We start from the raw sequence: 22,419 nt of genomic DNA, 5'->3' as shown, positions 1-22,419 counted from the left end.
CTTCATGGGGGGGTTCCGCGGAGGTGACACTCGGGCGGGCGCCCCGCCCCGCACGGGACGGCGCGGGGGGGGCCCGGGACGGCGCCGGGCGGGGGGGGGGCGGGGGGGGGGCCGCCCGCCCGCGCCCCGCCACGGAAGGAGGGTGGAGCGGCCGGTCAGAAGCGGCCGGCCCCCAGGTCACGGGAGATCGCCCGGGCGGCGCTGCGCACCGAGGCCACCAGCGAGGGCTTGGGGAAGCCGTCCTGGCAGACCGTCTCGACCGCGCCGGACACGCAGACCGCGCCGACCGGGTTGCGCCGCCGGTCCTGGATCAGCGCGCCGATCGAGGCCACGCCCTCCCAGGTCTCCTCGATGGAGTCGGCCCAGCCGCGCTCGCGCACCAGCTCGCCCTCGGCGTCGATGTCGGCGCCGGTGGTCAGGGTGCGGCTGGTGTAGGACTCGAACGGGCCGTCGCCCAGCTCGCCGCGGGCGACCGGGTCGTAGGCCAGCAGCACCTTGCCGAGCGCGGTGCTGTGCAGCGGCTGCATCGAGCCGACCTCCAGCACCTGCCGGGTGTCGTCGGGGCGGAAGACGTGGTGCACGATCAGCACGCCGCGCTGGTGCAGCACGCCCAGGTAGACGGTCTCGCCGGCGGCCCGGGCCAGGTCGTCCGCCCAGACCAGGGCGCGGGCCCGCAGCTCGTGCACGTCCAGGTAGCTCTGGCCGAGCCGGAGCAGTTCGGCGCCCAGCTGGTACTTGCCGCTCTCCGGGTCCTGCTCGACGAAGCCCTCCTGCTGGAGGGTGCGCAGGATACCGTGCGCGGTGCCCTTGGCCAGGCCCAGCGAGGCCGCCACCTCCGACAGGCCCAGGCGGCGCTCCCCGCCCGCCAGCAGCCGCAGGATCGCCGCCGCCCGGGAGAGCGACTGGATCGGGCCGGGCATCGGCAACCTCCGCAACTGGTGGTCGATATTGTCGACCGTGATATTGACGCCACCACTCTGCCACACACGCCCGCGGCGGCGGGGCGGTGCCAGGGCCTGCCTTCGGACCTCCGGCGCGACCCCGCGGTCTCCGGTGCGTGCTCTCGGCGTGCCGGCCGGAAGCCTTCGTACTGGGTGTACTCGGGCTTTCGGCCGGTGCGGCGAGAGGGCGTGCCGGGGGCCGTGGGGCAGGCGGAGGTTCGAAGGCAGGCCCTAGGGCTTGCGGTAGTCGCGGCCCGCGGTGGTGGAGAGCCGGCCGAGGCCGCCGACCGGGAGCAGCCGGGCCGCGGCGACGGCGGCCTTGTAGCGCTTGCCGGGGACGCAGAGCGGGCGGTTGCGGGCGAGGTCGGCGAGCGAGTCGTCGACCACCCGGTCCGCGGCGAGCCAGCCCCAGGCGGGGACGGAGGAGGTGCCCATGCCGGCCCGCTCGTGGAACTCGGTGCGGGTGAAGCCGGGGCAGAGCGCCTGCAGGCGGACGCCGCTGCCCGCGAGGTCCCGGGCGATGCCGAGGGTGAAGTTGACCACCCACGCCTTGGTGGCGCCGTAGGTGCCGCGCGGCACGAACGCGGCGACCGAGGCGACGTTGACGATGCCGCCGAAGCCGCGGTCGCGCATGCCGGGGACGGCGGCGGTGGTGAGCCGCAGCACCGCCTCGACGTGCACCTTGAGCATGTCCAGCTCGTCCTGGACGGGGACGTCGAGGTAGGCGCCGCGGTGGCCGAAGCCGGCGTTGTTGACGAGCAGGTCGACGGGGTGCCCGCCGTCCCGCAGGCGGTGCTCGACGGCCTCGATGCCGGCCTCGGCGGCGAGGTCCGCGACCAGGGTCTCGACCCGGACGCCGTAGCGGGCGGCGAGCCGGGTGGCGGCGGCGTCCAGGCGTTCGGTGTTGCGGGCGACCAGCACGAGGTCGCGGCCGTCGCGGGCGAGGCGTTCGGCGAAGGCGGCGCCGATGCCGGCGGTGGCGCCGGTGATGAGGGCTGTCGTCATGGGCCGACCGTATCGGGCGGCGGGGCGGCCGCGCATCGACCGACCGGCCGATGGACGTTTGGACCCTTCGGGCGACCCGGGCGGCCCCGACGGCGCGTCCCCGCCGCGGCCTTCGTCGGATCACCCTACGGTGCGGGCAGCGCCGCCGTCCCACGCGGTGTCCGATACACCCCAGGAGAACTGATGCCCGTTCAGCTCCATCCGCGCTGGATAGAAGTCGCGCCGCCGGCCCGTCCCCGCCCCCGTCGGCACTGACGGGACCGGCGCGCCTCCGCCGAGTCCGGGCCCGCCCCTCCCCACGGGGGCGGGCCCGACGCGCTTCCCCCGCCCGGATGCTGACGATCCGTCGGCGAATCGCTGCGGCCCGCCGACTACTGACCGGTCAGTAAATCCGGTCGGATGGCTTGACGGCGTGTCGACAGCTCGGGATTCTCGGGGGAACCGCGCACCGGCCGTGCCGGGTGCGGCGCTCCCCCACCGCCGCCTCCCCGAGCCGAGAGGTGATCCATGTCCGGAACCGATCGCGCCAGGCACGTCCTCGCCCGTCTGCTGCCGCTGCTGCTGCTCGCGGCCGCCCTCGCCGCCGGCGCCGTGCCGGCCCCGAACGCCCGCGCGGCGGACGGCTGGTGGAACCCCACCGCCCGGCCCGTTCCGGACTCGCGGATCGACGTGACCGGCGAGCCGTTCCGCGGCACGAACCCGGACGGCACCGTCCGCGGCTTCGTCGACGCGCACAACCACCTGATGTCCGCCGAGGGCTTCGGCGGCCGGGTGATCTGCGGCTCCGCGTTCTCCCCGCAGGGCGTCGCGGACGCGCTGAAGGACTGCCCGGAGCACTACCCGGACGGCTCGCTGGCGCTGTTCGAGAACGTCACCGGCGGCGCGGACGGGCACCACGACCCGGTCGGCTGGCCGACCTTCAACGACTGGCCGGCCCACGACTCGCTCTCCCACCAGCAGGACTACTACGCCTGGGTGGAGCGGGCCTGGCGCGGCGGCGAGCGGGTGCTGGTGAACGACCTGGTCACCAACGGCCTGCTGTGCTCGATCTACCCGTACAAGGACCGCGGCTGCGACGAGATGGACGCGATCCGCACCGAGGCCCGCAAGTCGTACGAGCTGCAGAGCTACATCGACGCCATGTACGGCGGGCCGGGCAAGGGCTGGTTCCGGATCGTCACCGACTCCGGGCAGGCCCGCGACGTGGTCGCGCAGGGCAAGCTGGCGGTGGTGCTCGGGGTGGAGACCTCGGAGCCGTTCGGCTGCAAGATGATCCTGGACGTCCCGCAGTGCGACCGGGCGGCGATCGACCGCGGCCTGGACGAGCTGTACGGGCTCGGGGTGCGCAGCATGTTCCTCTGCCACAAGTTCGACAACGCGCTGTGCGGGGTGCGCTTCGACGAGGGCACCACGGGCGTGGCGGTGAACGCCGGGCAGTTCCTGTCCACCGGCACCTTCTGGACCACCGAGCAGTGCGCCGGGCCGCAGCACGACAACCCGATCGGGCTGCCCACCGCGCAGGCCCAGGGCATGCTGCCGGCCGGGGTGAACCTGCCGACCTACGCGGCGGCCGCGCAGTGCAACACCCGCGGGCTGACCGACCTGGGCGCGTACGCGATCGACGGCATGGTGAAGCGCCACATGATGCTGGAGGTCGACCACATGAGCGTGAAGGCGGCGAAGAGCGCCTTCGAGCAACTGGAGGCGAAGGGCTACCCGGGCGTGCTGTCCAGCCACAGCTGGATGGACCTGAACTGGACCGAACGGCTGTACCGGCTGGGCGGGTTCGCGGCCCAGTACCCGCACGACGCGAACGCCTTCGTGGCCGAGGCGAACCGCACCAAGGCGCTGCGCGACCAGTACGGCGTGGGCTACGGCTACGGCAGCGACCTGAACGGCGTCGGCGGCTGGCCCGGGCCGGTCGGCACCGGCGCGCCCGACTCGGTGACGTACCCGTTCCGTTCGGCGGACGGCGGCTCGGTGCTGGACCGGCAGGTGACCGGCAGTCGGACCTGGGACGTCAACACCGACGGCCTGGCGCACGCCGGGCTGCTGCCGGACTGGATCGAGCAGATCCGGCTGTCCGGCGGGCAGGGCGTGGTCGACGACCTGATGAAGGGCGCGCAGTCCTACCTGACCACCTGGCGGGCCACCGAAGTGCACGACGCGGGGCGGGAGTTGGCGAGGGGGGCGGCCGCCTCGGCGAGTTCCTCGGAGTGGAACCCGTTCGTCTCGTACCAGCCGGGCCGGGCGGTGGACGGCGACCGGGGCAGCCGCTGGGCCAGCGACTGGAGCGACGACCAGTGGTTCGCCGTCGACCTGGGCACGACCCGGGTGGTGGACCGGGTGACCCTGGACTGGGAGCGGGCCTACGCCCGGTCGTACCGGATCGAGGTGTCCGCGGACGGTGTCAACTGGCGCACCGTGTGGTCGACTTCGGCGGGTGACGGCGGGCTGGACACCGCCGCGTTCACCCCGACCTCGGCCCGCTGGGTGCGCTTCCACGGCGTGCAGCGGGCCACCCAGTGGGGGTACTCGCTGAACGAGGTGTCGGTGCACGGCGCCTGACCGGACAATGCCGCGGGGCCGGGGAGTGTCTCCCCGGCCCCGCGGCATGCCCGACGGCGCGTCAGTACGGCTTGACCAGCACGTGGGCGGCGCCCGGGATGCCGATCTTCAGCAGCTCGTCCTCCTCGGGGGTGGTCGCCGTGCCGGTCTCCTGCTTGAGGACCGCCCGGGACAGCGCCTGGACGAACATCGCGCGCGGGCGGCGGCGGGCCTCCCAGGCGGTCAGCGCGGCGGGCACGTCCGCGGCGGCGTCCAGCTCCTGGGCCAGCACCAGGGCGTCCTCGACGGCCATCGCGGCGCCCTGCGCCAGGTGCGGGGTGGAGGCGTGCGCGGCGTCGCCGGCCAGCACCACCCGGCCGACGTGCCAGGGCTCCTCGACGGTGACCTGGGAGATCCGCGAGTACACCACGGCGGCGGGGTCGGTGACCCGGCCCAGCGCCTCGGCGACCGGGCCGGAGAAGCCGGCCAGCCGCTCGGCGAGCTGCTCGTGGGCGCGCTCCGGGTCCGGGCGGAAGTCCTCGGGCTCGGCGAACACCGCGCCCAGGTACATCAGGTCGCCGGTGATCGGGGTGAGCAGCGCCTTGGCGGCCTGGTTGCCGGTGCTCATCACCACGCCCTGCACCTCGGACTGCCGGGGCACGGTGACCCGCCAGTTGGCGAAGCCGGTGTACTCGGGGCGGTAGCGGTCGCCGTACAGGCGGGTGCGCAGCGGCGAGCCGATGCCGTCGAAGCCGACCACCAGGTCCCAGCGGCCGGTCGAGCCGTCGGACAGGGTGACGTCCACGCCCGCGCCGTCGTCGGCGAGGGCGGTGATCGTGGTGCCGAACCGGACGGTCGCGCCGGCCTCGGCGGCGGCCCGGCCGAGCACCTCGGCCAGCGCGGGGCGGGGTATGCCGTTGTTGGCGGGGGCGTCGTCCATCCGGGGCTGCGGGATCTTCGCCAGGGTGGCGCCGGCCGGGTCGCAGATGGTCAGCACCTCCCATTCGAAGCCGACCTCCAGGCAGGCGTCCAGGACGCCGAGTTCGCGCATCACGTGCAGCGCGTTGGAGGGCTGGATGATGCCGACGCCGAGCGCGTCGAGCCGGTCGCGGAGTTCGGCGACCTCGACGGTGTGGCCGCGCCGGGCGAGCGCGACGGCGAGGCTGAGGCCGCCGATGCCGCCGCCGTGGACGAGGACGCGCAGGGGTGTTGCCATGGTCTCTCCGTGGGTTCGGGAAGGCCGCGCCGGGGGAGGCGGCCGTGGGGGGAGCGGTCAGCCGACGGGCAGCGCCATCAGGTGGTCGACCAGGGCCAGCAGGGCGTCCCGGCCGAACGGCCGCTCGCGGACGTCGCCGACCAGCATCGGCACGTGCGGGTCGAGGTCGAGGGCGGCCCGGATCTCGGCGTCGGTGCGGGTGTTGACGCCGTGGAAGCAGTTGATGGCGACCACGAACGGGATGCCGCGGCTCTCGAAGAAGTCGATCGAGGCGAAGCTGCTCTCCAGCCGGCGGGTGTCGGCGATGACGACGCCGCCGAGCGCCCCGTTGACCAGGTCGTTCCACATGAACCAGAACCGCTCCTGGCCGGGCGTGCCGAACAGGTACACCACCAGCTCGGGGCTGACGGTGATCCGGCCGAAGTCCAGCGCGACCGTGGTGGTGGTCTTCCGGTCGACGCCGGACAGGTCGTCGACGCCGACGCTGGCGGTGGTCAGGTACTCCTCGGTGCGCAGCGGGGCGACCTCGCTGACCGCGCCGACCATCGTGGTCTTGCCGACGCCGAAGCCGCCGGCGATCAGGATCTTGACAGCGGCGGCGCCGGCCTGGGTGGTGGTCATCTCAAAGCCTCCTCAGGCCCTCGCGTACGGCGGCCAGCAGGCCGCGGTCGGCGCCGCCCGCGGCGCGGGCCACCGAGATCGGGGCCCGGGCCGTCAGGAGGCCCTGCGCGACGAGGTCGCCGAGCAGGATCTTGGTGACCGAGACCGGCAGGTCGAGGTCGGCGGCGACCTCGGCCACCGCGGTCGGGGTCCGGCAGCGGTCGACGATCAGCCGGTGCTCGGGCTGCAGCCGGGCGGCCCGGACCGGCGCGCCGTAGGCGTCGACCGGGCCGGGCACGCTGGTGAGCAGCGTGATCAGGGTGAGGTCGTCGCGTTCGGGCGCGGTGCGGCCGCGGGTGATCGTGTACGGCCGCACCATGCTGTCGGCGCCGTCGTCGTCCTCGTGCTCGTCGTCGTCCCAGGAGAGCGCGTTCACACGCGCTGTCCGCTGCGGGCCCCGAACGCGTCGAAGTCGCCGCGCTGCGGGGTGCTGAGCTTCTGGCCGACCTGCTGCACCAGGTTGTGCATGGCCAGCGACATGATCTCGGCGTCGACGTCCTGCGAGGCGACCACGGCCAGGTGGGTGCCGGAGCCGGCCGCGATGACGAACAGCCAGAGGTCGGCGAGTTCGACGATCACCTGGTGCACGGGGCCGCCGGCGAACAGCTGGCCGACGCCGCGGGCCAGGCTCTGCTGGCCGGTGGCGACGGCGGCCAGGCGCTCGGCGTCGGAGCGGTCGATGGTGCGGGAGTGGCTGACCACGAGGCCGTCGTCGGAGAGGAGGACGGCGTTCCTGGTGCCGGCCACCGAGTCCACCAGGCCGTCGAGCAGCCAGTCGAGGTCCTGGTGGGTGGCGGTAGTGCGCGTCATGACCGATCTTCTCTCGTCGGGATGTGGTGGTTGTTCCAGCCCTCCGCGGGACCGGACCCTCCCTCGGGGCCGCCGTTGGTGTCGGCGGTCGGGGGGACGGGGCCGGTCCGCGCCTCGCGGGAGCGCCGCTGGAACGCACCGATCGCTGCTCCGGCCCGTCGGGGGGCCGGTCGGAACAGCGGGTTCTCGTCCCAACGGGGCGGCGCGGGCGCGGCCTTGGGCGTGGTGGGGTCGATCCGCAGCTCGTCGACCAGGCTGGCCTGGCGGACCCGGCGCGGCAGCGGGGGTTCGCCGCCGGGGGGCAGCGCGGCGGGCGGCGGGTACGACCCGGTCGGGGCCGGCGCCGGGACGGCCGGGGGCTGGACGGGCGCGGGCCACTGCGCGGCCGGCGCCGGTTCGGGGTGGTACGCGGCGGGCAGCGCGTACGGCACGGGTGCGGGCCGCAGCGGCAGCACCGCGTCGGGGAACGGCTGCTCGTGACCGGCCGCCCGGTGCTCCTCGTACGGCGCGCCCAGCGGTTCGTGCTGCGGGTACGGGTCGCCGGGGGTGTACGGGTCCTCGACCGGCACGTACGGCACCTCCTCGGTGACCGGCGGCAGGCCGAGCGGCGCGGGCGCCGGGGCGAGCGGTTCGTACATCTGTTCGGCGGCCGTGCCGATGGCGGTGACGCCGGCCAGCGCCTGGCCGCGGTTGCGGGTGGGCAGGCCGCCGACGGGCTGGGCCGGGACGACGGTGGGCCGGGCGGTCGGGTCGGGGACGATCAGCTCGTCGGGGACCAGCACCACGACCCGGGTGCCGCCGAACGCGGACTGGCGGAACTCGACCCGCAGGCCGTGCTGTTCGGCGAGCCGGGCGACCACGTAGAAGCCGAGGCGGATGTCGTCGCCGCGGGCGAGCACGTCGGCGCGCGGCGGGCGGGCCATCATCGCGTTGGCGGCGTCGATCTGCTCCTCGTCCATGCCGAGGCCGCGGTCCTCGACCTCGATCGCGACGCCCCGGCTGACGTGGCCGGCCCGGACCTCGACCGGGTTCGGCGGGCGGGAGAAGGACAGCGCGTTCTCGATCAGCTCGGCGAGCACGTGGGCGACCGGGCCGACGGCCCGCTCGGAGATCCACGGGCTGCCCTCCAGGTCGATGACGACCCGTCGGTAGTCCTGCACCTCGCCCTGGGCGGCACGCATCACGTCCAGCAGCGGGACGGGCTTGCGCCAGCGCCGGTGCGGGGTGCCGCCGGCCAGGATGACCAGGTTCTCCTCGTAGCGGCGCAGGCGCGCGGTGAGGTGGTCGAGGTCGAACAGGCCCTCCAGGAACTCCGGGTCCTCGTGGCGGCGTTCGAGCTCGTCGAGCTTCTTGAGCTGCTGGCCGATCAGCAACTGGGTGCGGCGGGCGATCCGCTGCAGCAGCCGCTCGTAGGCGCGGTGCTGCTCGGCCTGGGCGACCGCGGACTGCACGGCGCTGGTCCGGGCCAGGTTGAACGCCTCGGCCAGCTTGGCGAGTTCGTCGCCGGTGCGGCCCCACGGGTCGGGCGCGATGGCCCGGGCGTGCTCGTCCGGGTCGACCTGCTCGCCGTTGCCGAGCCGCTCGACGACCGCGGGCAGCGTGGACTCGAGGTCCTCGGCCTGCTCCTGGAGCCGGCCGATCCGGCGGCGCAGGGTGCGGGTGAGCCGCCAGGAGGTGACGGCGACCACGACGACCGCGATCAGGCCGACCACGGTGGTCAGGATCAGCCGGACGGCGAGCGCGATGATGCTGCTCTTGCCGTGCTCGACCACGTACGCGGTGCGGTACTCCAGCAGGTCGGTGAACTGCGGGTTCAGCGCGTCGATCGACTGCCGCCAGGTGGCCTGGTCGACGCCGAGCGCGATCCGGCCGCCCCGGTCGGCGACCGGCTTGAGCAGTTCCTGCTCGGCGCGCTCCTTGGCCTGCCAGGCCGGACTCCCGGTGATCTGCCGCCACTTGGCGGCCTGGTCGTCGGACAGGTACGGGGCGACCTTGGTGTCGAACTGGAAGTCCTGCTCGGCGACGGCCTGCCGGAGCTGCTGGTAGTCCTCGCTGCTCAGGCTGCCGGCGGTCCAGCCGCGGGACAGCAGGGCGTCGGAGCGGGAGATCAGCTCCTTGCCCCAGAACAGGTCGACCAGCGGCCCGGAGATGGTGGTCATCTTCCCGTTGTCGACGTGGCTGAGCGCGGTGAACAGCTTGAGGTCGACCGCGATCAGGTCGGTGTAGTAGCGGTACACCGCGGCCTGCTGCTGCTCGCTGCCGCTGTCGACCAGGGCGCGCTGCGCGGGCAGCTGGTTGATCGACTGGCGGGCCGTCCCGACGGCGTCGAGCACCTCGGCGGGCGCGTCCTCGGCGGCCACGTCGGAGGCCTTCTGGAAGTCCCGGATGGCCTGGTCGGTCTTGGCGCGCTGGGCGCGCAGCGCGTCGGTGACGCCGCTGTGGGTGGCGAGGACGTCGGCGCTCAGGCGCCGCTCCTCCTGCAGGTTGTAGTACACGATGTTGGACGGCTGGCCGGCCTCCTGCGCGAGCAGGCCCTGGGCGGCCTGGCGCTGGAAGTCCAGCAGGAGCTGTCCGCTGGTGACGGCCCAGAGGGCCGCGAGGGCCACGCCGGGGACGATCGCCAGGACGAGCAGGGTCGCGCGGAGCGAGAGCCGGCCCGTTCTGGTCCGCCGAGAAGCGCGCGTGCGCAGGGCATTCTCCTTGGAGACGTCGCCAGTCGTTCGTAACTGGTCGAATCTGACAGGACTCTGACGGATTGATATTAGTCACACCGTATGTGGACAGGAAAAACAGCTGTCCGCTTCCGGCACTTCCGTGAGTCCCGCCCGTGCGCCATCCGTCGGGGCCGCAGGCCGAGCCGGACGGAGTCTAGCGCTCCGGACCCCATGAAGTGAGGTGATCCTGTCAGAACTTCGCGGGAACCGCCGCTGAACGATCGATGGCCGACGAACGACCTTTCATCGGGGCACCCGGGCACCCGGGGCCGGACGCGCCGGAACGGCGGACGGACCGCCGACCCCTCTCCCGGGCCGGCGGTCCGTCCGCCGCGACGCGGCGCTCCCCCGCCGCGCGCTGCGCGCCGCCGTCACTCCCCCTTGGCGGAGCGCGCGTTCAGGTCGGCCGCGCCGCCCGCGCCGACCGGGCGCAGCCGGGTCGCGGCGGTGGCCTTCAGCTCGGGCGCCAGCTTGGCCACGTCCCGGGCGCCGACCGTGGCGATCAGGCTCGGCAGCAGCCCGCGGACCGACTGCATGCCGCGCAGCCAGGCCTGCGCGTAGACGTGCGCGGAGCGGCGGCCGATGCCCGCCACCAGCCGGTCCACGGCCGGGCCGATCGGGTAGGTCCGGTTCGCGGGCCAGGGCAGCTTGGAGCGCATCTGCCGCAGCACCGGGTCCTCGTCGGCGCCGCGCACCATGTCGGTGTCGGTCCAACTCAGGTAGCCGACGCCGACCTTGACGCCCTGGTGGGCGACCTCGGCGCGGAGCGCGTGCGCGAAGGACTCCACGCCCGCCTTGGAGGCGCAGTAGGCGGACATCAGCGGGGCCGGGGTGAGCGCGGCCAGCGAGGCGATCTGCAGCAGGTAGCCGCGGCTCTCCGCGAGCAGCGGCAGGAACGCCCGGGCGGTGGCCACCGAGCCGAGCAGGTTGACCTCGACCACCCGGGTCCAGGCCCGGTGGTCGCTGTCCAGCATCGGGCCGCCGAGCGCGATGCCCGCGTTGGCGACCACGGTGTCGATCCGGCCGTAGCGCTCCTTGATCCGGGCCGCGACCTCGATCAGCGCGTCCAGGTCGGTGACGTCGGCCTCCCAGGCGGAGGCGTGCTCGCCGCACTGCGCGGCCACCGCCTTCAGCTCGGCGGGCTCCAGGCCGACCAGCGCCACCTTCGCGCCGCGCTCGGACAGCTTGCGGGCCATCAGCGCGCCGAGGCCGCGGGCGGCCCCGGTGATGACGACGACCTGCGAGGACAGCGGCGGGGTCATGCGGACTCCTCGACGGGGGTGTTCCGGACGGACTCGGGGGCGGCCGCGGGCGCGGGCACGACGGCTTCGGGCACGGCGGCTTCGGGCGCGGGCACCGGGGCCGCCAGGTCGTGGGCGACCAGGGCGGCGATCCGGCGGATCTCGCCCGCGACGTCGGCGGGCCGCTCGACCGGGCTCATGTGGCCGGCCCCGGCGAGCTCCAGCAGGCCGCACGGGTCGGGCAGTTCGGCGGCGATCCGGCGGGCGTGCACCGGCGGCGTCAGCCGGTCGTGGCTGCCGGCCACCACGGCGGTGGGCGCGGTCAGCCGGGCCAGTCCGGCGTGCACGTCCAGGGTCTCCAGCACGCCGGCCCAGTGGAAGCGCACCCCGCTCGGGCAGGCGTGCACGATCTGCGCGCAGCCCTCGACCCGGTCGGCGGGCGTGGCCGGGCCCATGGTGGCGTACTTCAGCACGGCCCGGGAGATCCCGTTGACCGGGCCGAGCGGCAGCCGGGAGCGCAGCACCTGCCGGTGCAGGAAGCGCCGCAGGCCGCGGCCGCGGACGGCGGGCGGAAGGACCGTCAACTCCTCGACCAGGGCGCTCGGCCCGGTGTTGACCAGCACGTTGGCGGCGGTCCTGGCGGCCACCTCGGGGCGGCCGCCGGCCGCCATGATGGTCATGCCGCCCATGCTGTGCCCGGCGACCACGGCGCGCCGCCCGGCGGGGACGGTCGCGACCAGCACCGCCTCCAGGTCCTCGGCGAGCTTGGCGGTCGAGTACCCGGCCGGGCCGGCCGGGGCGGGGCTGCGGCCGTGGCCGCGCTGGTCGTAGGCGACCACCCGGAAGTCGGCGACCAGCCGGTTCACCACCGGCGCCCAGAACGCGGTGGCGCAGGTCCAGCCGTGCGCGAGCACGATCAGCGGCGCGCCGTCCGGGCCGTACTCCTCGACGTTCAGCTCGGCGCCGTCGGCGGAGCGGACGGTGCGGACGGCCGCCGGGTCGGGCAGCACGAAGTCGCGGGGGATGCGGGGGCTCACGCGGGCACCGCCTCGGTGTCGAGCGCCTTCGGGGCGGCGCGCTTGATGAGTTCGTACTCGGCCAGGTCGACGTGCCGGGTGGCGCGCCGGAACGCGCTGGTGGAGGCGGGCCACAGCACGGTGTTCTTGCCCTCCTCGTCGAGGTACCAGCTGCGGCAGCCGCCGGTGGTCCACACGGTGCGGCCCATCTTGTGCTGGAGCTCCAGGTTCCACTGGCGCTGGGCCCGCTCGGTGGGCTGCATCGCGGTGGCGCCGATCGAGTCCAGCGTGGTGAGCGCGTCGATCAGGTAGTTCAGCTGGGACTCGATCATCAGGATCATCGAGTTGTTGCCGAGGCCGGTGTTCGGGCCGATCAGGAAGAACAGGTTGGGGAAGCCGCGCACGGTGGAGCCGCGGAGCGCCTCCATGCCGTCCTTCCAGGCCTCGGCGAGCGGTTGGCCGCCGACGCCGAACACCCGCTCGGCGATCGGCAGGTCGGTGACGTGGAAGCCGGTGCCGAAGACGATCGCGTCGACCTCGTGCTCGCTGCCGTCCGCGCCGACCAGGGTGGAGCCGCGCAGTTCGCGCAGGCCGCCCGCGACCACCTCGGTGTTGGGGGCGGCGAGCGCCGGGTAGTAGGTGTTGCTGAGCAGGATGCGCTTGCAGCCGATCCGGTAGTCCGGGGTGAGCCTGGCGCGCAGCGCCGGGTCGGCGACGGCCCGGTGCATGTGCCGCAGCGCGACCTGCTGGACCAGCTTGAGCAGTTGCGGGCGGCGGACGAACGCGTCGACCTGGAGCTCACGCATCACGAACAGTGCGGAGCGGCGCAGCAGTCCGCTCGGCGGGACCTTGCCGTGCAGCCACTTCTCGGCGCCGGTGACCTCGCGGTCGGCGCGCGGCAGGACCCAGGCGGGGGTGCGCTGGAAGACCGTCAGGCGGTCCACGGTGGGCTGGATCGCGGGGATGATCTGGGCGGCGGAGGCGCCGGTGCCGACCACCGCGACCCGCTTGCCCGCCAGGTCGTAGTCGTGGTCCCAGCGCGAGGAGTGGAAGACCTTGCCGGGGAACGAGTCCAGGCCGGGCAGGTCGGGGATCTGCGGGTCGGCGAGCGGCCCGGCGGCGGAGACCACGGCGTCGGCGGTCCAGCTGCCGGCCCGGGTGGTGACCCGCCAGCGGGTGTGCTCCTCCTCCCAGCGCAGCTCGGTGACCTCGGCGCCGAAGCGCAGGTGCGGGCGGAGCCCGAAGGTGTCGGCGACCCGCTCCAGGTAGGCCCGGATGTCGGGCTGGCCGGAGAACACCCGGGGCCACTCGGGGTTCGGCGCGAAGGAGAACGAGTACAGGTGCGAGGGCACGTCGCAGGCGCAGCCCGGGTACGAGTTGTCGCGCCAGGTGCCGCCGACGGAGTCCGCGCGCTCCAGGATCACGAAGTCGGTGATGCCGGCCCGGCGGAGCCGGACGCCGGCGCCGAGGCCGCCGAAGCCGGAGCCGACGACGGCGACCCGGACGTGCGGGACGGGCTGCCGGGCGGCGTCCGGGGCGGGGGGCTGCTTGGTGCGGGGTGCCATGGGCGGCCTCCTGGCGAGGGTGGGGGTGCGGGCGGCGGACTCCCGAAAGCTGCCAGTAATCACTGGCACGTTCGGCAGCGTAGCTCTTGTTGACACCGAGTGGAATAGCGCGGAACGGGCCGGTTCGACGGCGTCCGCACGGCCTCCCCGCTCCGTCCCTCCCCCGTCCCCCGTTCGTTCTCCGCCCCGACCGGCCGGGCCTATGCTGACCGGCGTGGCGGAGATCGAGAACGACAGCCCACCCCCGCGCGAGTACCGCGTCGCCGCACTCGCCGAGGCGGCGGGCATCAGCGTGCGCACCGTCCGCTTCTACCGCGAGCGCCGCCTGCTCCCGCCGCCCCGCAAGGAGGGCCGGATCGCCTGGTACGGCGAGGAGCACCTGGCCCGGCTCCGGCTGATCGCCGAACTCCTCGACCGCGGACACGCCCTGGGCGGCATCGCCGAACTGATCGGCGCCGGCGAGGACGGCCGCGACGTCGCCGAACTGATCGGCCTGCAGGCCGCGCTGGTCGCCCCCTGGTCCGACGAGACGCCCGTCCACCTCGACTGGGACGAACTCCGCGCCGCCTTCGGCGACCAGCTCACCGAGGCCAACACCGCCGAGTCCATCGCCCAGGGCTTCATCACCGTCGAACCCGACGGCATCACCCACATCAGCCGCCGCCTGATGGACGCCACCACCGCCCTGGTCGACGAGGGCGTCCCGCTCGCCGCCGTCCTCGACGTCAGCCGGCGCGCCCGCGAGTACGCCGACGCGATGGCCGACATCTTCGTCGCCCTGATCCGCGACCACCTGCTCGGCGCGCTCACCCACGTCCACGACCTCACCCCCGCCGAGGCCGCCCGCCTCACCGACCAGCTCCAACGCGTCCGCCCGCTCGCCCGCACCGTCAACGACGCCCAGTTCGCCCTCGCCATGGACCGCCGGGCCCGCGCCGAGTACGACCGGCTCTCCGCCGAATGACGCCTGCGGCGGGCTCCCCCGCCACCGCTCCGCCCTTCTGGCCGCCGCACCCGCTCCCGCCCGCCCCGTCCCACCTGCCGCCCGCGCACCGCGCGCACCGGCCCGCCGCCCTCCCACTCCGTCCCACCCGCCACCTGCACACCGTGCGCATCGGCCCGCCGCCCTCCCCTCCCACCGGCTCCGCCCCACCCGCCACCCACACACCGCGTGTACTGACCCCGCGCCCTCCCACTCCGTCCCACCCGCCACGCGCACACCGTGCGCATCGGCCCGCCGCCCTCCCCTCCCACCGGCTCCGCCCCACCCGCCACCGGCACACCGCGCGCACCGGCCCGCCGCCCTCCCGCTCCGTCCCACCCGCCACCTGCGCACCGTGCGCATCGGCCCGGCGTGGGAGAGTGGGGGCGGTGAAGGGAGCGCGGGCGTGTTGATGGAGAAGGTCACCGAGATCCTCGTGGAGGCCTCGGCGGAGGCGGTCGAGCCCAGGTTCCGGGCGTTGGCCGAGGGCGAGGTGATGGAGAAGGCCCCCGGCGAGGTGGTCACCGTCGCCGACCGGGAGGCCGAGCAGATCATCTCCCGCCGCCTGCGCGAACTCCTCCCCGTCCCGGTCGTCGGCGAGGAGGCCGTCGCCGCGGACCCCGACCTCGCGCTGGCCCTGCGCGACGAGCCCGCCGCCTGGCTGGTCGACCCCGTCGACGGCACCCGGAACTTCGTCGCCGGGCACCCCGCGTACGCGGTGATGGCCTCGCTGGTCCGCCACGGCGAGACCGTCGCCTCCTGGATCTGGCAGCCCGCCACCCGCACCGCGTACACCGCCGAACTCGGCGCGGGCGCCTGGCGCGACGGCGAACGCCTGACCCTCCCCCCGGCCACCACCCCGCCGGAGCGGTGGACGGGCATCCTGAAGACCCGTTACCTGCCCCGGCCGCAGGCCGACCGCCTGCTCGCCAACGCCGCCGCGCTCGGCCCCGCCGAGCCCGGTCGGGGCGCGGCCGGGATCGAGTACCCGCTGGTCGCCGGGGGCGCGCACGACTTCCTGCTCTACTGGCGCACCCTGCCCTGGGACCACGCCCCGGGCTCCCTGCTGGTCACCGAGGCGGGCGGCCGCAGCGCCCGCTTCGACGGCTCCCCGTACCGCCCCGGCCCGCCCGGCGGCCCGCACGGCCTGCTGGTCGCCGGCGACCCGGAGCAGTGGGAGACCCTCCGCGGGCTGCTGCTGGCCGGGCTGTAGGGCGGCGGCGTGGCGGTCCGACGGAGCTGGCTGGACGTTCCGTTCGCGGAGAAGGACGAGGCCAAGGCCGCCGGGGCCCGCTGGGACGCGTCGGCCCGCCGCTGGTACGCGCCGCGGCCCGACCTGGCCGGCCTGGAGCGGTGGGCCGCCGGTCCGGACGTCCCCGAGCTGCTGCCGGGCGAGGACCGTTCGCTCGGCAGCGGGTTGTTCGTCGACCTGGTGCCCAGCAGCTGCTGGTTCACCAACGTCCGGTCCTGCGTCGCCCCGCGGGACTGGGACCGCCTGCGCCGGATGATCGACGCCCGGGCCGGGAACCGCTGCGAGGTCTGCGGGGCCGGCCAGGACCGTTCGGCGGACCGCCGGCTGGAGGCCCACGAGCGGTGGACCTACGACGAGGCCCGCCGGGTCCAGACCCTGAAGCGGCTGATCTGCCTGTGCAGCGACTGCCACACCGTCACCCACTTCGGGTTCGCCCGGGTCCGCGGGCTCGCGCCGCAGGCCCGCGCCCACCTGATCGAGGTCACCGGCATGACGCCCGCCGAGGCCGACCGGCACATCGCCCGGGCCTTCGACCTCTGGGAGGCCCGCTCCCGGGTCGACTGGACGCTCGACCTCGGCCTGCTCACCGGCGCCGGCATCACCCCGGTCCCGCCGCCGGACCCGGCCGCGCGGGCCGGCGTCGCCCGGGACACCCTGCGCGCGCAGGGCCCCGGGACGGCGCGGTAGCACCTCAGCAGTCCGCCCCGGCGCGCACGACCTCGGCCAGCAGGGCCGCCACCTCCCCTTCGGTGGTGTGCGGGTTGAGCAGGGTCAGCTTGAGGCGGACCCGGCCGGGGCCGGTGCCGGGGAGTTCGGTGCGGCCGACCACGGCGCGGCCGGAGCGCAGCAGGCGGCGGCGGAGTTCGGCGTTGACCCGGTCGCTGCGCGCCGGGTCGGCGACCGCGTAGCGGAACACCACGGCGGTCAGCACCGGATCGCAGTGCAGCTCCAACTCCGTTGCCTCCCGGACGAGTTCGGCCGCGTGCCGGGCGAGTTCGTGGCAGCGGTCGACCAGCGCGCCGAGTCCGTCCCGGCCCAGGGTCCGCAGGGTGACGGCGAGTTTGAAGGCGTCGGGGCGGCGGGTGGTGCGCAGCGACCGGCCGAGCAGGCTCGGGTAGCCGGCCTCCTCGTCGTCGGCCGGGTTGAGGTAGACGGCGCGGCGGGCCAGCGAGGCGTACGTCCGGGCCTCGCGGACCAGGAAGACCCCGGCGGCGGCGGGCTGCCAGCCGAGCTTGTGCCAGTCGAGCGAGACGGAGTCGGCCCGGTCGATCCCGGCGAGCAGCGGGGCGAGCCGGTCGGAGAACAGGGCGCCGCCGCCGTACGCGGCGTCGACGTGCAGCCAGGCGCCGTGCCGGGCGGCGAGGTCGGCGATCTCGGGGAGCGGGTCGATCGCGCCGGTGTCGGTCGTCCCGGCGGTGGCGACCACCGCGACGGGGGTGGCGCCCTCCCAGCCCGCCTCGGCGAAGGCGTCGGCCAACGCGGCGGCGTCCATCCGGAGTTCGCGGTCGACCGGGACCGGCCGGACGGCGCGTTCGCCGAGACCGAGCAGGGCCGCGGCGCGCTGGACGGAGAAGTGCGCGGCCTCCGAGGCCAGGATGCGGGGGCGCAGGCCGCGCGGCAGGCCGTTCAACTCGACGTCCGGGCCCAGGCGTTGGTCACGGGCCAGCATCAGCCCCATCAGGTTGGACTCGGTGCCGCCGCTGGTGAGCACGCCGACCGCCCGGTCCGGGCGGAAGCCGACCAGCACGGCCAGTTCGGCGAGGAGTTCGGTCTCCAGGACGGTGGCGGCCGGGGCCTGGTCCCAGGAGTCCTGCGAGGGGTTGAGGGCGCTCACCGCGAGGTCCGCCGCGACGGCGACGGCCAGCGGCGGACAGTGCAGGTGCGCCGCACAGCCCGGATCGGCCGGGTCCGCCGCGCCGTACGCCAGCGCCGCCACCAACTCCCGCAGCGCGTCGCCTCCCTGGGCCCGGCCCAGCACCTCCCGGACCGCCGCCGCGACCGCCGCCGGCTCCCCCGGCACCACCGGCCCCCCGCGCCGCACGGCCCCGTCCTCCAACGCCGCCAGCACCTCCCCCAGCAACGGCCGCAACGCCGCCGGCCCGCCGACCCCGCCCGACAGCTCGGCCCCGCCGCCCGCACTGCCCGTCATTTCCCGTCCCCCGAGAGCCACTTGGGTCTTCCCTTCCCCGCCGGCCTCCCCGCCGCCGGTCATTTCCCGTCCCCCGGCTGCCGCATGGCGAACTCGATGGCGTCGCAGAGCCGTTCGAGCACCGCTTCGGCCTGTTCGTCGGTGATGGTGAGCGGCGGGAGCAGGCGCAGCACCGCGTCGTGGCGGCCGCCGAGTTCGACGATCAGGCCGCGGGCGAGGCAGGCTTCGCGGACCCGGACGGCGAGGGCGGGGTCGGCGGGGCGGGCGCCGCAGCTGTCGGACTCCCCTGCGGGGTCGACGAGTTCGACGCCGAGCATCAGGCCGCGGCCGCGGACGTCGCCGATCACCGGGAGGCGGTCGCGGGCGCCGTCGAGGCGGGCGGCGATCCGGGCGCCGACGGTCTCGGCGCGGGCGACCAGCCCGTGGGCGGTGATGTGCCGGAGGGTCGCGGCGCCGGCCGCCATGGCGAGGGTGTTGCCGCGGAAGGTGCCGGTGTGCGCGCCGGGCTGCCAGCCGTCGTACTCCTCGCGGTAGACCACGACGGCGAGCGGGAGGCTGCCGCCGATCGCCTTGGAGAGCACCATCGCGTCGGGTTCGACGCCGCTGTGCTCGACGGCCCACATCCGTCCGGTGCGGCCGACGCCGGTCTGCACCTCGTCGAGGATCAGCGGGATGCCGCGTTCGGCGGTGATCCGGCGCATCTCGCGCAGCCAGGCGTCGGGCGCGGGGACGACACCGCCCTCGCCCTGCACGGCCTCCAGGATCATCGCGGCGGGCGGCAGCACGCCCCCGGACGGGTCGTCGAGCAGGCGCTCGGTGTACGCGGCGGCGAGTTGCGCGCCGCGTTCGCCGCCGACGCCGAACGGGCAGCGGTAGGCGTAGGGGTACGGGAGCCGGGTGACCTCGCCGCCGCTGGGCAGCGGGGCCTTGGCGGCGGTGTTGCCGGTGACGGCGAGCGCGCCGGCGGTCATGCCGTGGTAGGCGCCGGTGAAGGCGAGCGCGCCGCGGCGGCCGGTGGCGGTCTGCATCAGCTTGAGGGCGGCCTCGACGGCGTCCGTCCCGGCCGGGCCGCAGAAGTGGACCCGGGCCTTGGCGGCGAACTTCTCCGGCAGGCTCTCGAACAGGGCGGTGGTGAAGTCGTCCTTCTCGGCGGTGGCGAGGTCGAGCAGGTGCAGCGGGGCGCCGCTGTCGAGGGTGCGGCGGATCGCCTCCAGCACCACGGGGTGGTTGTGGCCGAGGGCGAGGGTGCCCGCGCCGGAGAGGCAGTCGAGGTAGCGGCGGCCGTCGGCGCCCTCCACGGTCATGCCGTTCGCGCGCACCGGGACGATCGGGAACGACCGGGCGTAGGTGCGGGCGGCCGACTCGCGGATGCGCTGGCGGCGCAGGATCGCGTCGCCGGCCGGGACGGCGGAGGTGCCGACGGTGAGGGTCACAGCGGAGCTCCCTTGGGGAAGTTAGGTAAGCCTAACTTTACTGCCGGGAGTCCGGCGGGCCCGCCACCAGGCGCTTTGATCACCCGTCCGGGTGAGACCCCTCCCCCACCGTCCCAACGAGCCCGGCCCCGGCCGGTCACGGCCCGGACCCGAAGTACCCTGCGGCCCATGGACCTTCCGCACTCCGGCGCCTCCGCCGCGCACGCCCGCGAACTCGCCGAGACCCGCGCCTTCTTCGCGGAGCGCGCGGCCGACTGGGACGGCAAGTACCCGGACGACAGCCCCCGCTACGCGGCCGCGATCGCCGACAGCGGGCTGACCACCGGTCAGTTCGTCCTGGACGCGGGGTGCGGCACCGGGCGCGCCCTCCCGCTGCTGCGCGCCGCGGTCGGACCGACCGGGACCGTCCTCGGCGTCGACCTGACCCCCGAGATGCTCGACCGGGCCGCCGTCCACCGCGCCGAGGCCGCCCTCGTCCAGGCCGACTGCACCCGCCTCCCGCTCCCGGACGCCCTCGTCGACCTGGTCTTCGGCGCCGGCCTGATCTCCCACCTCCCCGGCCCCGCCACCGGCCTCCGCGAACTCGCCCGCGTCACCCGCCCCGGCGGCCGCCTCGCCCTCTTCCACCCCCTCGGCCGCGCCGCCCTCGCCGCCCGCAAGGGCCGCCCCCTCACCCCCGACGACCTCCGCGCCCGCGACCACCTCCACCCCCTCCTCCACACCACCGGCTGGACCCCCCGCTCCTACACCGACACCCCCACCCGCTACCTCGTCCTCGCCGACCGCACCGCCTGACCGGGCGGCTCACTCGGCGAGTTGGGCATACCTCTCGGAATGCGGCCCTGCACCGTGCCAGTGCTGCATTAAGTGGGAAACAGCAGCACTGGCACGGTGCGCATCAGAGGAGGGCATTGAGGCGGGTAAAAAGAGCCTCGAAGCGATTCCGGGTCTGATCGTCAATCTGGTCCAGCAAAGTACCGGGTGAGCGCATCAGATGACTGGCGGGCTGGTAGTGATCGAACCGCCCACCGTGGATAGCCTCCACCTGCCTGATGATTCGACCACCCCCATTGAGCTGTGCCGTGGTGAACCGCCCGACCTTTGCGGCGGACAGGAGCTTGAGGTACCAGCTAGGGGTGAAAAGGTCCTCGATGTCGGCTTCGCTCGTGTTGGTGAACTCGGTGAGGTAGACCAAGCGACCCCTGTCGAGCAGGCCGCGTGAGACGAGCTGTGCGATGCGCTGGTTGCCCCCGCCCGCAACATCCATCAGCACGGCGATGCCCAAGTCACTGCTGCCCAGTAGGGACACGAAGGACGGCACCTTGTCGAGTCCGCCGACCGGGGTGATGGTCCAGTTGGGGTCAAGGGGCGTGCCGCCAGCCTCACGCACCACCTCGCTCATCACGGTCAGGTACACCACGTCGGATGGACCTTCCACCAGCAGTTGGTTGGGCCCGATCACCAGTGTCTGGGTCATGTCGACGCCGATGGCTCCCAGCAGAGGAAAGACGGTGTCAGCACGGGCCCGCCACAGCTCCTGACTGACCTGGGTGCCGTCGTTGTCAACGTCTTCGACCGTACGGCAGCGGTCCAGTTTGGAGGGCTGGATCATGAACAGGGAGTGGGTGCTGTAGATGACCTGGTGCTGTGGGACCAAGCGCTCCTCGATGTAGCGCAGAAGGTCATTCTGGGCCTTGGCGTGGAGGTTCAGGCCGGGTTCGTCCAGGAGAATGATTCGCCGCCGCTTGACGTCGCTGTACTCCGAGAACGCAGCCAGAAAGGAGAAGAACCAAATAAATCCTTTCGACCGGCCTTCCATGCCGAGGGTGACCCGGTGCCGCTGGTTCTTGATCCGGATGTGAAGCCACGGCTCGGTGCGGTGAGGTTCTTGCGGAGTGGGTACCTGCTTGAACTCGATGTCGAGCTCTACCGAGAGATCAGGATTCTGGGTCCAGTACTCGAAGAGTTGGTCGGTCAGCTCGTTGGCGGCGGCCTCGAGTGCAGCTTTTCGGCTCTCGTAATTGTCCCGGGTGAACTCCTCGGACTCCACCCCAGCGAGCTTCAGCAGGGACAGAGCCGTCCGTTCCTCCGGGTCCAGGTCGTCCTCTTGAACGGTCTGCAGTCGAGCGATGGAGACGCTGCCTGGCAGCACGTTGTACTCGTCGAAGTACTGAAACTTCGGCAACCGCAAGTGCAGGATATTCCTGATCTCGGTGTTCAGATCACGCTCAGCGAGGTCGGTTGCTAGTTGGACCGCGGCCTCAGCATCCTCGTCAGCACTGAGTGCTGCGACGAGTGCATCGATGTCCTTCACCTTGGCGAATCGGGTGACGTCCAACCCGGCCTTAGCAACCAGGTGCTGTGCGGCAGCCAGCTCGTCGGTGCTGAAGTCGAGGTACCAGCGTGTGGCAACGTCGTATCCGCGACACATCGTGATGGCCTTCGCGGTGAAAGCCTTAGGCCCGAACTCCTTGACCACGGCGTCGATGTCGTCCTGCTCCAACTCGAACGTCGCGGTGGCCGGCCTAGCCTGCGCGATCCGGCTCTTGTCACGGGCGCGGTGACGCCGCGGGTAGTCCCGAAGCTCCTCGAACTCCGTGGGATGACCGCTGGGCAACGGGTTCAGGCGGTAGAGAGCCTCCAAAGCGGCCGTCTTGCCTGACTCATTTTTACCCACGAAGGCAGTCATATCGCTTTCGAGGGTGAACTGCGTGGAGTCGTTGATGCTCTTGTACTTGGTGATGTGAGCGGACTGCAGGCGCATCGCGCTTCTCCTGTGCTGACCATGCCGCCGACCACAGCGTCGACGAACGAGACCACGCTACGCCGGGGGAGGGACAAACAGGATGGAATGCGTCCATGGACAAGTGCATCCCGTGCTGGACCGA

General features: G+C 73.9%; 18 protein-coding genes. 5 read left to right on the top strand and 13 right to left on the bottom strand.

The genetic code is table 11. The features are described 5' to 3' along the window. Positions 1-155: 155 nt before the first annotated feature. The gene (locus tag ACIQBJ_RS07160) at positions 156-920 is read right to left on the bottom strand and encodes an IclR family transcriptional regulator (RefSeq protein ID WP_400704914.1); all 765 of its coding nucleotides are present in this window, start codon (positions 918-920) and stop codon (positions 156-158) included. Between the two features lie 252 nt (positions 921-1,172). Continuing rightward, positions 1,173-1,946 carry an SDR family NAD(P)-dependent oxidoreductase gene (locus ACIQBJ_RS07155; protein ID WP_400704911.1) on the bottom strand — a complete coding sequence of 258 codons (774 nt, stop codon included), beginning with the start codon at positions 1,944-1,946 and terminating at the stop codon, positions 1,173-1,175. A gap of 507 nt (positions 1,947-2,453) precedes the next feature. On the opposite strand from ACIQBJ_RS07155, the gene ACIQBJ_RS07150 reads away from it, so the two are divergent. After that, the gene (locus ACIQBJ_RS07150) at positions 2,454-4,514 is read left to right on the top strand and encodes a discoidin domain-containing protein (RefSeq protein WP_400704908.1); all 2,061 of its coding nucleotides are present in this window, start codon (positions 2,454-2,456) and stop codon (positions 4,512-4,514) included. A 61-nt stretch (positions 4,515-4,575) separates the two neighbouring features. Here ACIQBJ_RS07150 and ACIQBJ_RS07145 read toward each other — a convergent pair whose 3' ends face one another. From ACIQBJ_RS07145 to ACIQBJ_RS07110, 8 genes are all read right to left on the bottom strand, one after another. Continuing rightward, positions 4,576-5,709, bottom strand: a complete 1,134-nt coding sequence (locus ACIQBJ_RS07145) for an FAD-dependent monooxygenase (protein WP_400704905.1) — start codon at positions 5,707-5,709, stop codon at positions 4,576-4,578. Between the two features lie 57 nt (positions 5,710-5,766). Continuing rightward, complete coding sequence (locus ACIQBJ_RS07140; protein ID WP_400704902.1) at positions 5,767-6,330, bottom strand: GTP-binding protein; 564 nt, start codon at positions 6,328-6,330, stop codon at positions 5,767-5,769. 1 nt (position 6,331) lies between these two features. Next, the gene (locus tag ACIQBJ_RS07135; RefSeq protein ID WP_400705821.1) at positions 6,332-6,688 is read right to left on the bottom strand and encodes a DUF742 domain-containing protein; all 357 of its coding nucleotides are present in this window, start codon (positions 6,686-6,688) and stop codon (positions 6,332-6,334) included. Positions 6,689-6,741: 53 nt separating this feature from the next. After that, positions 6,742-7,179, bottom strand: a complete 438-nt coding sequence (locus tag ACIQBJ_RS07130; RefSeq protein WP_400704899.1) for a roadblock/LC7 domain-containing protein — start codon at positions 7,177-7,179, stop codon at positions 6,742-6,744. After that, positions 7,176-9,785, bottom strand: coding sequence for a nitrate- and nitrite sensing domain-containing protein (locus ACIQBJ_RS07125; protein ID WP_400704896.1), 2,610 nt, complete (start codon positions 9,783-9,785; stop codon positions 7,176-7,178). Before ACIQBJ_RS07125 ends, ACIQBJ_RS07130 begins: the two co-directional genes overlap by 4 nt. 479 nt (positions 9,786-10,264) lie before the next feature. Further along, positions 10,265-11,155, bottom strand: a complete 891-nt coding sequence (locus tag ACIQBJ_RS07120) for an SDR family oxidoreductase (protein ID WP_400704893.1) — start codon at positions 11,153-11,155, stop codon at positions 10,265-10,267. Next, the gene (locus ACIQBJ_RS07115) at positions 11,152-12,171 is read right to left on the bottom strand and encodes an alpha/beta fold hydrolase (RefSeq protein WP_400704889.1); all 1,020 of its coding nucleotides are present in this window, start codon (positions 12,169-12,171) and stop codon (positions 11,152-11,154) included. The genes ACIQBJ_RS07120 and ACIQBJ_RS07115 overlap by 4 nt, the downstream gene beginning before the upstream one ends. Then, a complete protein-coding gene (locus ACIQBJ_RS07110; RefSeq protein ID WP_400704886.1) occupies positions 12,168-13,715 on the bottom strand; it encodes a flavin-containing monooxygenase in 1,548 nt (515 codons plus the stop codon). The genes ACIQBJ_RS07115 and ACIQBJ_RS07110 overlap by 4 nt, the downstream gene beginning before the upstream one ends. Positions 13,716-13,917: 202 nt before the next feature. Here ACIQBJ_RS07110 and ACIQBJ_RS07105 point away from each other — a divergent pair, with 202 nt between their 5' ends. From ACIQBJ_RS07105 to ACIQBJ_RS07095, 3 genes are all read left to right on the top strand, one after another. After that, complete coding sequence (locus ACIQBJ_RS07105) at positions 13,918-14,679, top strand: MerR family transcriptional regulator (RefSeq protein WP_400704883.1); 762 nt, start codon at positions 13,918-13,920, stop codon at positions 14,677-14,679. 430 nt (positions 14,680-15,109) lie between these two features. Then, the gene (locus ACIQBJ_RS07100; protein WP_400704880.1) at positions 15,110-15,910 is read left to right on the top strand and encodes an inositol monophosphatase family protein; all 801 of its coding nucleotides are present in this window, start codon (positions 15,110-15,112) and stop codon (positions 15,908-15,910) included. A gap of 9 nt (positions 15,911-15,919) precedes the next feature. Continuing rightward, the gene (locus ACIQBJ_RS07095; RefSeq protein ID WP_400704877.1) at positions 15,920-16,636 is read left to right on the top strand and encodes a DUF5710 domain-containing protein; all 717 of its coding nucleotides are present in this window, start codon (positions 15,920-15,922) and stop codon (positions 16,634-16,636) included. A 4-nt stretch (positions 16,637-16,640) separates the two neighbouring features. Here the strand turns inward: ACIQBJ_RS07095 and ACIQBJ_RS07090 are convergent, their stop codons facing one another. Continuing rightward, the gene (locus ACIQBJ_RS07090) at positions 16,641-18,098 is read right to left on the bottom strand and encodes a pyridoxal phosphate-dependent decarboxylase family protein (RefSeq protein ID WP_400704874.1); all 1,458 of its coding nucleotides are present in this window, start codon (positions 18,096-18,098) and stop codon (positions 16,641-16,643) included. Positions 18,099-18,157: 59 nt separating this feature from the next. Continuing rightward, a complete protein-coding gene (locus tag ACIQBJ_RS07085) occupies positions 18,158-19,531 on the bottom strand; it encodes a diaminobutyrate--2-oxoglutarate transaminase family protein (protein WP_400704871.1) in 1,374 nt (457 codons plus the stop codon). A gap of 168 nt (positions 19,532-19,699) precedes the next feature. Between ACIQBJ_RS07085 and ACIQBJ_RS07080 the strand changes: the two genes are divergently transcribed. Continuing rightward, entirely contained in the window at positions 19,700-20,326 is a 627-nt protein-coding gene (locus ACIQBJ_RS07080; protein WP_400704866.1) for a class I SAM-dependent methyltransferase, read from the top strand. Positions 20,327-20,429: 103 nt separating this feature from the next. Here the strand turns inward: ACIQBJ_RS07080 and ACIQBJ_RS07075 are convergent, their stop codons facing one another. After that, the gene (locus tag ACIQBJ_RS07075) at positions 20,430-22,295 is read right to left on the bottom strand and encodes an ATP-dependent nuclease (RefSeq protein WP_400704863.1); all 1,866 of its coding nucleotides are present in this window, start codon (positions 22,293-22,295) and stop codon (positions 20,430-20,432) included. Positions 22,296-22,419 lie beyond the last annotated feature (124 nt).

This window comes from Kitasatospora sp. NPDC088391, assembly GCF_044753345.1.
Lineage (GTDB): Bacteria > Actinomycetota > Actinomycetes > Streptomycetales > Streptomycetaceae > Kitasatospora.
Note: the sequence above shows the minus strand (reverse complement) of the source record. Positions and strands in the feature narration are given on the sequence as shown.